At 41.4% G+C, this 12,918-nt stretch carries 9 protein-coding genes (1 of these 9 cut by a window edge); 4 read left to right on the top strand and 5 right to left on the bottom strand.

Annotated elements, in window-relative coordinates:
• On the top strand, positions 1 to 1,025 hold the 3' portion of the coding sequence (locus tag FHG67_RS02560) for a 1-acyl-sn-glycerol-3-phosphate acyltransferase (protein ID WP_002617689.1). Its footprint begins 988 nt before the window's first position; the window shows 1,025 of its 2,013 coding nt (coding positions 989-2,013); its start codon lies beyond the left edge, outside the window; the stop codon is at positions 1,023 to 1,025.
• Positions 1,026 to 1,633: 608 nt separating this feature from the next.
• On the opposite strand, the gene thiL is transcribed toward FHG67_RS02560, so the two are convergent.
• Positions 1,634 to 2,578 (bottom strand): thiamine-phosphate kinase, encoded by a 945-nt coding sequence (thiL, locus tag FHG67_RS02555; protein ID WP_172616518.1) that lies wholly within the window; start codon positions 2,576 to 2,578, stop codon positions 1,634 to 1,636.
• Between the two features lie 15 nt (positions 2,579 to 2,593).
• On the opposite strand from thiL, the gene FHG67_RS02550 reads away from it, so the two are divergent.
• Together FHG67_RS02550 and FHG67_RS02540 are read left to right on the top strand one after the other, a co-directional pair.
• Positions 2,594 to 3,223: a YceI family protein gene (locus tag FHG67_RS02550; protein ID WP_002617692.1), complete on the top strand. Its 630-nt coding sequence runs from the start codon at positions 2,594 to 2,596 to the stop codon at positions 3,221 to 3,223.
• Between the two features lie 432 nt (positions 3,224 to 3,655).
• Positions 3,656 to 3,985, top strand: coding sequence for a helix-hairpin-helix domain-containing protein (locus FHG67_RS02540; RefSeq protein WP_002617685.1), 330 nt, complete (start codon positions 3,656 to 3,658; stop codon positions 3,983 to 3,985).
• Here the strand turns inward: FHG67_RS02540 and FHG67_RS02535 are convergent.
• The 3 genes from FHG67_RS02535 to FHG67_RS02525 all read right to left on the bottom strand — a co-directional run bounded on the left by FHG67_RS02535 (position 3,967) and on the right by FHG67_RS02525 (position 8,660).
• Positions 3,967 to 5,268: an LA_0442/LA_0875 N-terminal domain-containing protein gene (locus FHG67_RS02535; RefSeq protein WP_376767556.1), complete on the bottom strand. Its 1,302-nt coding sequence runs from the start codon at positions 5,266 to 5,268 to the stop codon at positions 3,967 to 3,969. The two genes, FHG67_RS02540 and FHG67_RS02535, sit on opposite strands and share 19 nt — an antisense overlap.
• A gap of 439 nt (positions 5,269 to 5,707) precedes the next feature.
• On the bottom strand, positions 5,708 to 6,751 hold the full coding sequence (gene lpxK, locus FHG67_RS02530) for a tetraacyldisaccharide 4'-kinase (protein ID WP_002617688.1): 1,044 nt from the start codon (positions 6,749 to 6,751) through the stop codon (positions 5,708 to 5,710).
• 19 nt (positions 6,752 to 6,770) lie between these two features.
• A complete protein-coding gene (locus tag FHG67_RS02525) occupies positions 6,771 to 8,660 on the bottom strand; it encodes an ABC transporter ATP-binding protein (protein WP_016760306.1) in 1,890 nt (629 codons plus the stop codon).
• On the opposite strand from FHG67_RS02525, the gene FHG67_RS02520 reads away from it, so the two are divergent.
• On the top strand, positions 8,660 to 10,213 hold the full coding sequence (locus FHG67_RS02520) for an ABC transporter substrate-binding protein (protein ID WP_142499637.1): 1,554 nt from the start codon (positions 8,660 to 8,662) through the stop codon (positions 10,211 to 10,213). The two genes, FHG67_RS02525 and FHG67_RS02520, sit on opposite strands and share 1 nt — an antisense overlap.
• Here FHG67_RS02520 and FHG67_RS02515 read toward each other — a convergent pair.
• A complete protein-coding gene (locus tag FHG67_RS02515) occupies positions 10,191 to 12,629 on the bottom strand; it encodes a transglycosylase domain-containing protein (protein WP_004501811.1) in 2,439 nt (812 codons plus the stop codon). The two genes, FHG67_RS02520 and FHG67_RS02515, sit on opposite strands and share 23 nt — an antisense overlap.
• Positions 12,630 to 12,918: the final 289 nt, after the last annotated feature.

Genomic DNA, 12,918 nt, shown 5'->3' with positions numbered 1-12,918 from the left:
AAAATATTCTCATTAAAGTTCCGAAAGAACCGGAAGAAAAAATCGTCGTGATCGGCGCAAGCAGTATGTCGATTGCCGTCGCCACTCTTCTTGCAAACAAGGACATTATGGTTTATCTCTATCATCCCGATGTGGCATATACGGAACAATGCAATACCGAAAGAAGAGAACTGAAATATTATCCTCTTTATAAACTTCCTCCGAATTTGGTTTTTACTTCCGATCCGGATGTTTTAAAGACCGCTACCTTATTTATTCAAGGAACCAATCCTTGGGAACTTATCAACGTTTATCCGGAAATTCAACCTTACTTAAATAGGAACAAAGCTCCTTTCTTCAACGTGATCAAAGGTTTTACAAGTACCGGTTTGATTCTCGACGAAGTACAGAACGCATTTGGTTTGGAAGACGATCGCCTTGGCGTAATCGCGGGAGCTTGTTATCCGGATCAAATCATGGAGAGAAAGATCTCCGGTTTCGAGATAGCGGCGTCCAATGCGACCCTCATTCCGAGAGTTCAAAAACTTTTTACCAACGGTTATATCTTTCCAAGGCCGGCGAGAATTCCGACCGACGTAAAAGGCGTTCAATTGGGAGGCGCTCTGAAAACGATCTATGCACTTGCGATGGGAATCGTAGAAGGGTATTTCACACAGACTTTCGGCGGTAACGTGGATAATTCTCTCTTTCATTTATCCAATCGTTTTTTTACGGAGATGACCGCGATCGGCACTAAGATGGGCGGACAATCCGAGACTTTCTTAGGTCTTTCCGGTTTAACCGACTTTATGCTTTCTTGTTTCGGAACGGATGCAAAAGATAGAAAGACGGGATACGATATTGCTTACGGTTCTCCATCGGAAAGAATGTCGAACGGTTTCTACGGTCTTAAGGTAATGCCGAATTTGATGAAAATAACCGCGGAAAACACGCCGGTTCTCTCAGCCGCTTACGAAGTCGTGATCAATAAAAAGAATGTGAATCAAATCATTGAAATGTTGGAAAGCAGACTAGCAAGGGTTTGAGATCGGGTTTTAAGTTTTGTTTCCATTTACAAAGGTTTCAAACTTTGAGGGAGTTCCCACATTTTATCGGAATGGTTCTCTGGAATCAGGTCGCCAGGAATCAACAGCAAAAAATAAACTTAGAGTCTGCCCAAACTCCGTCGAGCGCCCCTAGAAGCGAAACCAACCCCCCACAAGTGCTTGGATTTTAAGATAAATCTGTCGGAATTACGACAAATCCTCTGTGAAACTTAGTTCCCACAACGCCCTAAACACCGACCCATAGGAAAGTGTTTACTGAGTTTAGGAAGCGTTGTGCCTGAGTTTCCCCTTATTTTTGGTGGGGGAGAATAAACTCTATTTCGCTCTCTACGGGTCGCGAAATAGGTGGAAAGGTTCGGGAGATTTTTCTCTATCAGAAAATCATACTTTTTGCAAGTAAAAAGCCTCATTCTTGTCGGAACACTTGGAAAATGTACGTTTTTGATCCTTCTGATTCCAAAACCCTTCTAACTTGTGGTAACGTTATACGTAGAAACGAGGCGCCTGAGTTCCTACAATTATTAGATTGTAAGAAGCAGCATTACGGAAATTTTTCTTTATCCATACCGGTTTTCTTTTTTTGAAGCTCAAAAGTGTTGAAATCCGGAAAATTCGAAGATTTTCTCCGAATTTCTTTGAAAGAATTTGACTCCTTTCCAATCCTGTGTTGTTCGCCCGATTTTTGTAATATTAACTTTATCTAATGTGTTCGGTAGTTCTTCCGAACTTAAAAAGATAAGTTCCAATTCTTCCCCGGAACTGAGAATCTCGTCCAAACTTAAATAAGCGGAACAATCGGAAGGAATTTTTTCCAAATCGATTTTCAATCCGAGTTTCGAAGAGTAAGCCAACTTGGGAAGATCTTGTAAAAGTCCGTCGGTAAGATCCATACAGCAGGAAACCGAAAAACGTTTCGAAAGTTCTTTGGAAACGTTCAGTCTCGCTTTTGGGGTAAGATGTCTTTCCAAGGCGAGATTCCGAAGCGGTTCCGGCACGTTCAAACTCTCGTTCAAAAGTTTGTAACCGAGCAAAGAAAGGCCTACCGAACCCGTGAGATAAAGAAAATCTCCGTTTTTACCACCCGAACGTTTCCAAGGCCGGGCCGTAACACCGATTAAGGTCAAAGTCAGATTGAGAGAAGGAGAACGATACGTATCTCCGCCACAGAGTTCGATATTGTAAAAAGATAAGGCTTCTTGTAATGAGGAAGAAAAAGGACGAATCCATTCTTCCTTGGAAAATTGGGAACTGAGACCTAAATTGAGAAACGCCTTAGTCGGAACTCCGCCGCCCGCAGCGATATCGGAAACGTTCACTTCCACGAGTTTCTTAGCGATTTCTTTCGGACCGCTCCACTCGGTTCTAAAATGAGTTCCTTCGCAGATCGTATCGGTTGTAAAAATCCGACCTTCTTCGTCCAGATAACAATCGTCAGTTTGAGCGGTTCCGGGCGGATAGAGAACACGGATGATTTCCGATTCTTTCAAATTTAAATTTTCCTTTAAAAACCTTGACTTTCTTTTCGATTTCAGATTAGTCGAAAGACTATGAAACAAATCATTCTATTCTATTGTTTGATCCTACTTCCTTTTGTCGCCGGATTTTCTCAGGATACCGGCAAAAACCAAACTTGCATATACTCGTATGATCACGCGAGTACGAAGCTCACTTGGAAAGCCTTTAAGTTTACGGAAAAAACTGGGGTCGGCGGTTCTTTTGATAAAATCCAAGTGGTCGGAACGAAGGCCGGAAATTCCCCGGAAAAAGCCCTCAAAGGAATGAAGTTTACAATCGATCCGAATACGGTTAACTCTGGAAATAACGATCGAGACGCAAAAATCAAGTCCGCATTTTTTTATCCTTTGAAAAAGAACGGAAAGATCGAGGGTAAGGTCGTTTCCGCAGAATTAAATTCCGACAAAACCTCCGGAAAAGGAATCATTTCCCTAACTTTCAACGGGATCACCAAAAATCTAGACGCAAGCTTTACTCTCCAAGAGGGAACCCGACTGAGTGCGAGTTCAAATTTGGAGCTCGGAAACTTTAAAGCTCTGGCGGCAATTGACGCACTCAATCAAGTATGCAAAGATTTGCATAAAGGAAAAGACGGTGTTTCTAAACTTTGGCCGGAAGTCGAACTTACGATTTCCACTCAACTCAAAGCGGATTGCAAGTGACAAAACGAAAAGGATTGTCTTGAATTTGTTTTTGCACTTTTGGGGATATCTTTCTATCTCGCATAACCTTATTTAACGTGAGTTCGGCGTAAGAAAATGAGAAAGAATTTTCTAAAAGTAAGAGTTCTACTTTTAGAATTTGTCCGTAAAATTGCGATTTGTTGTAGGTCCCACATTTTAAGAATAGATTTACAAAGTTCAAATTTCAACTTCCTACAAAAAATGAATCACGCCGAACTCACGTTATTTAGAAATATGTTCAGGGGTATCTTTGTTCCTAATCCGTGGGAACTCCTGCATTGTTAGAAACGCACCGAATGATTGTAGTCAATTTTTCTTAAGGTTTTAGAATAAGCTCTCAGTGATATTCATCCCGCGATTTAAATGTTAGAAAACGAAACGTAACGACCACAAAATCCTTCAGAATAATATATGAGTAAAAAAGAATATTCTAAATCTATCGAAGGAAATTCGGAAAAATCCGATATCCTAAAAGAATTTAAAACCCTGCCGGGAGTTGGAAAATCGATCGCGATGGATTATTGGAATCTGGGTTTTAGAAGTTTGGACGAGATTCGGTCAACTGATCCGGAAAAACTGTACATTCGCTGTTGCGAACTTCACGGCGGCTATGTGGACCGCTGTATGCTTTACGTCTTTCGTTGTGTTCACTATTTTTTGAACACTAAAAAACCGAATTCGGAAAAGTTAAAGTGGTGGAATTGGAAGGACACAGAAAAAATTCAGAAATCGAAACGGTAGTTAACACCGAGTTGAACATAACTAAGAACCGTTTTGGATTCGTATAACATCGGAATCAAAATTTTCGGTCCGAAAATTTTCAGTCCGATTTGTTCCTGATTACCTTCGTTGTCGGATATATAACCGGTTTGGAGAGTGTTCTTTAAAATCATATTGCTCGTTTCCACGAATACGCTCCAATTTCCTTTTATTTTTGTAGAAAATTTGAGATTAATTTCGGTTCCGGTTGACTTCCACCAATAGTCCAATCCGACTTGGTTGAGACGAAACGGCGTATTTGAGTCACCGATTCTATATTCATAATTTTTAAAGGAAGACGGACTCGCCATATCCAAATGAAGAATTTGTCCTTGAAACACAAATTGTTTTAGGAATTTCCATTCGAATCCGATTCCGAAACTGTATCCTTTATGATGACTCGAATATTCGCGAAAACTAATACGATTCGGATTGACCCCACTTTCCGTCGAGGGGCCCAGACTATCCACTTCCTGACTTGTGTTTGTCCAAATTCTCTCGACACCTCCCAAAATTTGCAGATCCAGAATGGGATGTGGGTAAGGAGTAAAGCCGACGCGGGAGGAAATTTTTTGAAATTTGGTATTTGCGTTTCCAAAGATTGCATTAGTCGCTCTTTCACCGGACGAACTTGAACCCGAACCCCCGGTTCCAAAAGCAAGAGTTTGAAATCCGCTCACGTCGATATTATGTTTCGCTTCCGTTCCCCGTAGCTCGAACGTAAAACGATTCCAAGCGTACTGGATTCGAGTCGTAGAACCATTGTTTGGTGTTTTGTATGGATTGGTAAGAATTTCCGCCTGACCCGAACTACTGAAAGCCAAACCTGCGTATTGAATGGTTTGATAAAAAGGTCGAAGCTCGGATTGCTCGGTTCCATTTCCGATTCCGAAGGAAACTTCGAGATAATGTCTTTTTGAATTTATAAGCTCCCGTTCTCTTTCTTCGACACTTTTTTCCTTAGACTTCTGTGTTTCAGCAAGTACTGTCGCTTCTCTTTTCCTTTGACCTTCCTCTTTGTGTTTCTGAACCTCTTCTTTTTTAGAGATAGGCTCCACAATTTTAGTAAAAGAAATTTTCCGAATGATCGTTTTTTGGAAAACTTTTGTTGTACCATCCGTAAGTTTAAAGGTGACGGTTTCCTTATCTTGGCTGATGATATTACCTTCCACCTGCTTGCCGGATTTCAAAAGGAGAACTTCGCTCCTAAGAGAAACTGATGAAAGCAAAAAAACGAAGATTGAATATGAAATAGTTTTTTTCATAAGTTTGTTTATCGGAGACACAGTATCGGGGAATGTTAACATATCGTTTTAATTCTGCAATTCGATTTAAATTTCTAAGAATGAAATCCGGTTGAAAAGAATCCTAAATTATCGGCCTGATCGCGATCCATAAAAAGCGGCAATGCGCTTGAGTTTTCGGAGAGATCCGTAAAAAACAAAATACTCGGAGCAACTATTCTCAAAAGTTAGAATTGCATGAGTAGTTTGAAATCATATCATATTTCTATAACACTCATAAGACTTATGCGAGTTCTCAAAATGAGAAAGGCGCTTCTCGTCGTATTTTGGATAGGACGGATTTTTATCCTATCACCTAACGAAATTTCAAAATATAAGGGCAGAAGTAAAAAAGATTTTTCGGTCGTTTACGTTTATCCAAAACAGACAAAATTCAATCCTTAAAAGAGGAATGGTAAAATCAGAACGTTTTCGACATAAGCCTCTTCTTGAGAAAAGAACCGAACCTTTCCTCCTTATCAAGTTTACTTTCTAAGAGAAGAACTCTTAAATTCTTCGGGGATTTCGAAATTTTGACGAAATCCTTTTCGGTGCAGACGAGATAATCGTAGTTTTTTGCGATCGTCTCCAGAGCGTTTTCGTCTTCAATCGTATAAGAATAATGATCTCGGAACGTTCTGGTTTCTAACTCGACCGGTTGAAATTTTCGAATCATCGAAAAGAAAATTTCCGGATTTCCGATTCCGGTAAACGCATACACTTTTTTATCGTAGAATATTTTCGGAGAATCCATCCGCAAATCGGGAGATAAAAGTTTATCCGGTTCTAAAGAAAAACGAAGAATTCTTTTCGAAAATTTCCTTTGAATATTCCGTACGATCCTCTCCGCGGAAAGTTCATACTTTGAAAATACGATCCAATCGGCCCTTAGTAGAGAGGAAATCGGTTCTCTCAAACTTCCAGCAGGGATTAAAAAACGCTCCTTACGAATCCTACTCGAATCCAATAAAACGATATCCACGTCTCTTTCCAAAGCGTGATGTTGAAATCCGTCGTCCAAAATCACAATCGGATTTTCCTTCATTTTCAATTCTTCTTTAAAACGGAAATAGGTAGAATGTCTGTCTCTTCCGATCCAAACCTCAGCAAACGGAAGATGTTTTTTTAAAAGAAGAGGTTCGTCTCCGGCTTCCCTCGGAGAGGATTGTTGTGAAACCCTATGCCCATGTTCGGATCCCGCCGCACCGTAACCTCTGGACAAAAGAACGATCTTTCTTTCCGGAAATTTTTTATGAATTAGTTTTGCGAGATAAATCGAGAACGGAGTTTTTCCGGTTCCGCCCATGGAAATATTTCCCACGCTGATTACAAAGGCTCCGGAAAGTTTTTTCTTTTCGGTAAATCTTTGATCGAATAAAAAGAGAACACGATAAATAAAGGAAAGCGCATACAGAACCGGAAACAAAGCGACGTGCAAAAACGAAAGAGGATTGAACGATTTCATGAGCAAGAATGCTTTTACATTATACGCTTTCCGAGGATTCGACAAACTGGATGTCGTAGAGCTTTTTATACTTACCGTCAAGTTGGATCAGCTCCGCGTGTGTGCCGGATTCCACGATCCTTCCGTCTTCCATCGCAAAGATGGTGTTCGCAATTTGTACCGTGGAAAGTCTATGAGCGATAATGATTACGGTTCTATTTTTGTAGAGAGACTCCAAAGCTTGCTGAACCAATCTTTCCGATTCTGTGTCAAGCGCCGAAGTCGCCTCGTCCAGAATCAGAATTTCCGGATTGAGAAGTAAAGCTCGAGCGATCGCGATTCTTTGTCTTTGACCGCCCGAAAGCATCACTCCGCGTTCCCCCACAATCGTATCAAAACCCTCTTCAAAGGAAAGGATAAATTCCATCGCGAACGCCTGTTCGCAGGCGGAACGAAGTTGTTCTTCCGTCACACTTTGATTTCCGTAGCAGATATTTTCGCGAATCGTTCCGTTGAATAAAAATACCTGTTGAGCCACGATTCCAATTCTTTTACGAAGATTACTCAAGTCCAATTCCCGTATATCGATGCCATCGATGAAAATTTGTCCTTCCTGAGGATCGATCAACCTCGGAACAAGATCGACTAACGTGGATTTTCCTGCTCCCGATGCGCCCACCAAGGCGACGGTTTCCCCTTTCGGAATCTCCAGATTGATTTCCTGAACTGCGGGAGTCTTGGCGCCTGGATATGTGAAAGTTACGTTGTTAAACGACAACCCCTTCTCCATTTTTTTTAGGAACCTGGGACTCGCAGGATTTTGAATGTCCGTCTCTTGATCCAATAACTCGAACACGCGACTTCCCGCCGAAATCGCGCTTTGAATCGAATTGGAAAGCATACTCATTTGTTTAAACGGTCTCATCAAAAAGATCAGAGTCAAAAAGAACGCCATAAACATTCCGCGAGAAAATGTTCCGTCTTCCATGAGATACGCCCCGAAACTCAGAAAGATCACGGCTATGATCGAACTGAATAATTCCGTCAGAGAAGGCCCGACCTGATGATAAAAATGGCCTTTGAAAGTTTTATCGGAAAGATCCTGGTTGAATTCCCAAAAACGTTTCGCCTCCACCTTCTCCATGGAAAAAGCACGGATCACCCTAATTCCGGAAATCACTTCCTGAAGATGTCCGTTTAACGAAGAAAGACGTTCCTGTTGATTGCGGGTCGCCTTACGGATCTTGTCGGCAAACGCCGAGACCGGACCCATCACAATTGGAACTACGATGAAAACCGCTAGAAACATCTTCCAACTCAGATACATAAGAAGAAGTAGATGTGTGACAATGTAAAAAAAATCGACGATCGCATCCTTCAAATCCGAACTAATCAGCTTACCGAGAACTTCCACATCGTTGATGATTCTACTCATTAGGATTCCCGTTTTTTCTTGTACGAAGTGATTGAGAGGAAGAGTCTGAGCCTTAGCGTACAATTCCGCCCTTAAATCCCGAATCGCGAGATAACCCGCCGAATTAATGCAATAAACCGCCGCCGCGAGAAAAGTGAGTTTCAAAAGATAGACGGGAAAAACCACAAAACAAAAAAGTAAAACGAGTTGATCATGGCTCATATTCTTCAGAGAAGAATTGAGCCGTATCTTCCACTCCGCAAGTCGAAGCTCGATCGACTCGGTCCTGGAGAAAGAATCTTTTTCCTGCAAACGTTGTAAAAGAGCTTTATCTTTTTTAGTCAAAGAGATTTCGAAATTCGTTTTTTCTCCGGTGCCAAGGGAATCGAAAATCGGAATCAAGGAAGTAAGAGAAGCCCCATTTAAAACCGAAACAAAAAAGGAGAGTACGATTCCCAAAGTTAATCTGTATTTGTACTTGAAGGAATACTTTAGGAGCCGTTTATAGATGTTCATTGGACAGGTTTAGTCTTTTGAATACTTCTCTAACCTTTTTTGCAGGAATCCTTGTTTTGTCCTTTCTTTTTTCCGATTGCGGTTTCAGGGAGGAAGACCCGGAAGAATTGATTCTTTCCATACCTTCGGACCCGATCAGTCTGGATCCGTTATTTTCTACCGATTTATCTTCCCGTACTGTTGGAAAATTTTTATATCCGTTTTTATTTCAAAAAACTCCGGAAGGCAAGCCCGCATATCAACTCGTCGAATCGTTTCGCTTGTCCGGTACGGGAAAAATCCGTTCTCTCAAACTCAAACTCAGGTCGCATCTTTTATCCAACGGCGAAGAATTAAGAGCGGGACAGGTTCGAGAATCTCTACGAAGACTCGTAACCACTCCGAACCCGAGAAAAAATCAATACGAGTTTATCAAAGAAATCAACGTCCTCGGTCAAAAAGAAATTGAACTAAAAATTTCCGGAGGACTCAGACAAGCAATAGACGCTCTTTCTCTTCCTCCCGCCGGAATCGTTTGTTGCATAAACGGGAACGAAAAAAAATTGGAAGCGGATTCTTTCGAAACATTAGAAAAAAACAATATAAGTTCGATTCCGAAAGCGGGCAAATACCTTCTTAAAGAGTGGAAAAAGAATAACTATATCCTTCTTGAAAAAAATCCATACACAACCGAAAACCTTCCTAAAAGAATTCGACTGAGGATCTTAGCGTCGGCTTCCACCGGAATTTTTTTGTTTTCCAAAGGAAGGATGGATCTGATGCGTCTCCCGAATTTTTTACTCAAAAACCCTCACATCAAAAAGGAGAATCTTCGGTTTCGAAAAGGACAAGGAGTCCAATATATCGCGATTCGGGCAAATGAGCCTTGTTTCGACGAAAACTTTAGAAAAGCCTTAAATACAATCGTTGATCCGAACTTAGTGATTCGAAAATTATTGGAGGGGAATGCCGATTCCACATTCGGTCCAATTCCGCCCGGAAATATATCACAAACGGAGATGCAAAAGATCATCTCGGAAAATCCAGAAATTCTTTCGATACAAACTCGTTCCCAAGAGAAAGCCAAGGAATATTTGAAAAAGTCCATTTGTTATCCGAAAATACTCGAAAGAGAAATCGATTTTAGAATGCGCGGCGACGAGGAAAATAACGCGAATGGATTGGCATTGGCGGGATTTTTAAGAGAACTCGGATTAAAAATAAAAATCCGCCCGATGGAAAAAGCGATCCTTTATAAGGAAAACGCGGAAGAGAAAGGCGATCTAACGTTGCTTTTTTGGTACGCGGATTTACCCGGAGCTTGGCACTTTATCGATCCGTTGTTTTCGGGAAAGGACAAAGGCAACGGAGGAAACCGAGCGCATTATGAAAATCAGGAACTCGAAGCTATATTCTCAAGAGCAAAAAATTCAGATTCCTTAAATCCGGAAACGACCAAAGCCTTACAAATTCTTCTCAGAGAAAATCCTTGGATTTATCTTTGGTCTCCGCATGAGACTTTTCTAATATCCGAAAAAGGGAAACGTTATTCTAGTTTGGAGGATTATCTGTAACTTCCGGAAGTTCAAGTTCGACAGAATCCGCGTCGTTTTCCTCCCCTTGAGGAAGGATCGTTTTTTCGGTCGTAGCCGCTTCCAACTCTTGCGCGGAATTTTCCGAAGTCGTAACGGCGGTAATACCCTCGGGAGCGGAAGGTTGTTCCCCGATGTAATAATATTGACCGTATAAAGGATACAAACAAGGAACGGACGAATGCAGCAGCAAACCGGTTTCCCCACACACATCGACTTTCACAAAATCGCCGTTAAACGGTTTTACGAGAGTTTCTGAAAAGCCTATGTTTTTTGCGATATAGTTCACATAACGAAACCAGATATTTCCGCTGATTCCGGAACCCGAACCTTCGAACGGAGCGCCCACGTCATTGCCAATCCAGACTGTCGTAACTAAATCGGGATTCACGCCAGCAAACCAAGCGTCTCTTACTCCCTTACGGGATCCCCATTTTTTACGAGCTTCTTTCGGAGACTGAACCGTTCCCGTTTTACCGCCCATCGGAAAAAAGTCTTCGTCTTTCAATTTGAGTTTCATCGTACCTTGTTCGCTTAATACCGCTTCCAAAAGATTGATCGTTTCCGCACAGGCAACCGGATCTAAAATCTGAATCGCTTCGTTCGGATCTTTCAAAGGTGTGGAAAACATTTCGCTTCCTTCAAAATCCGTAATTCTTAGAATTTGAACGGGAGTAACTTTTTTTCCTCCATTTGCAATCGTAGCATAAATCAAAGCAAGTTCCATCGGCGACAATTCTCCCGAACCGAGAGCCAAGGAAAGATTCGGCTGGAATCTTTTTTCAAGAGTCGCCTTGTCTATATCCAAGATCATCGAAATTTTTTCTAAAAAGTCATTCACACCGAATTCGTTTAACAATTTCACGGCGATCGTATTGACCGATTGTGCGAACGCAATCCTGGCGGTGATATTCCCTTTATAACCTTTGTACCAATTTTTTGGAGAATAACCTCGGATGTTAATCTCCTCATCCACAACCGTGGACGAAGGAGTAATAATCCTGTTTTCAAACGCGATTGCGTAGATCAAAGCCTTGATCGTAGAACCGGGTTGTCTGAGCGCAGAGACCGCTCGATTGAGCCTAAATATATTAGAGATTTTGTAACTACCGACCATCGCCTCGATATAACCGTTTCCGGGATTGATCGAAATCAAGGACCCGTTCATGTTGTCGACGATGGATTGTTGGATTCTTGCTTCCTCCGAATCGCCTCTTTTCACGTAGGCGGCTTTTACATCGTTCAGTTTTTTGCGAACGGATTCGATTCCCTCTCTTAGGGATTTTTCCGCGGCGTCTTGTTTATCATAATCGAGAGTTGTATAAACGTTCATTCCTCGGGTCTCAATGTCGATTTCGTTGAACGTATCCAAAATGTGCTGACGAATTCCGTAATTAAAATCCGGGGCGAGATTGATCGTAAAGTCCTTGTCAAAACCGTATCGTGCTATTTCCGAAGCGTAGAATTCCTTATCTCCGTCTTTTGTAATCTCGACCTTGTAAAAGTATTTGAATGCTTTCAGATTGGATTCGATTTTTTTTGCAAAATTTTTTTCAATGCTTGCGGGATTCGGATGCAGATGTTGATTTTCGGACATAGGAGTCAGAACCAGTTTTTGCCTTTTGAGCGCCGTCTTGAGGCTTCGGACCGGATTGTAATTCGAAGGAGCGGGAATGATTCCAACGAGCATCGCAGCTTCGGCAGGAGTCAACTCGGCCGCGGCTTTGTTGAAATAGTAACGGCTCGCTTCCTCCACTCCCGTATTTCCCTCACCTAAGAAAATCCGATTGAGATACATGGAAAGAATCGTATTCTTGTCAAACTGGCTTTCGAGATAAAAGGTACAATAGAATTCCGTAATTTTGTTAAAGATATTTCTCGCTCCCAGATCCAAGGTCAGTTTTGCGAGCTGTTGAGTGATCGTGGACCCGCCCTGTTTTTGAAAGGTGGTGAGATTGATGATGATCGCCCGCAAAAGCGCGGTGTAATTGATTCCGTGATGATTGTAAAATTCCCTATCTTCGGAAGAAAGAAGCGCCCAAATGACGTTCCCATGTTCTGCAAGATTGTCTGTGCGGATTGGTTTAAACTTTCTCCTCGAAAATTCTCCGATTAGCTTTCCGTTTCGATCCAAAATTCGAATAGGACGAATCTGACTGATTTCGTAATAATTTGTGACTTCATTTTTGAATTTATCCAGATTGGAAACGATTTCGTCCCTTTTGGTCAACCAGACCACGTAAGAGCCCCCGATCAAAAAAGAAACGAGCGCGATGATCGCAATGATCGCATAACGAAATATGAATCTCCAATACGCTTTTACGAAACGAAAAAAGCCTACGAAACCTTCTTTGAGTATATTAAAAATAGAGAATATTTTTCCGTTGCCGAATGTCATCGCTCGTCCTAAAGCCCAATATTCAATCAGAGGCTATCTCAAAAAGAAACATTCATTCCTTCACATTACGCTTTGAAACAACAAAAAGATTTTTGAGACGAAATCGTACAAGAAAATCCGAAATTGAAATTATCGCGACTTACTAAATTTCCCTTTGGAAACGGTTAATTACCTTTTCAGACCTCAAGAAAGACAATAGAAACGACCGTATCTTTGTAAAGTATTAGAAATTTTTCGAAATAGAATTCCGGTCAAAATTTAGAAACCCGCCGTGAAATTTAAAACCGCC

It is taken from the genome of Leptospira weilii, assembly GCF_006874765.1.
GTDB classification, from domain to species: domain Bacteria; phylum Spirochaetota; class Leptospiria; order Leptospirales; family Leptospiraceae; genus Leptospira; species Leptospira weilii.
This window is presented reverse-complemented; position numbering and strand designations above follow the sequence as displayed.

Bases quoted from the DNA above. Each gene is read 5' to 3' on its own strand.
- FHG67_RS02535 (WP_376767556.1), bottom strand. From the start codon at position 5,268: ATGAAAAAAACTATTTCATATTCAATCTTCGTTTTTTTGCTTTCATCA.
- FHG67_RS02515 (WP_004501811.1), bottom strand. From the start codon at position 12,629: ATGACATTCGGCAACGGAAAAATATTCTCTATTTTTAATATACTCAAA.
- FHG67_RS02550 (WP_002617692.1), top strand. From the start codon at position 2,594: ATGAAACAAATCATTCTATTCTATTGTTTGATCCTACTTCCTTTTGTC.
- lpxK (WP_002617688.1), bottom strand. From the start codon at position 6,751: ATGAAATCGTTCAATCCTCTTTCGTTTTTGCACGTCGCTTTGTTTCCG.
- FHG67_RS02540 (WP_002617685.1), top strand. From the start codon at position 3,656: ATGAGTAAAAAAGAATATTCTAAATCTATCGAAGGAAATTCGGAAAAA.
- FHG67_RS02525 (WP_016760306.1), bottom strand. From the start codon at position 8,660: ATGAACATCTATAAACGGCTCCTAAAGTATTCCTTCAAGTACAAATAC.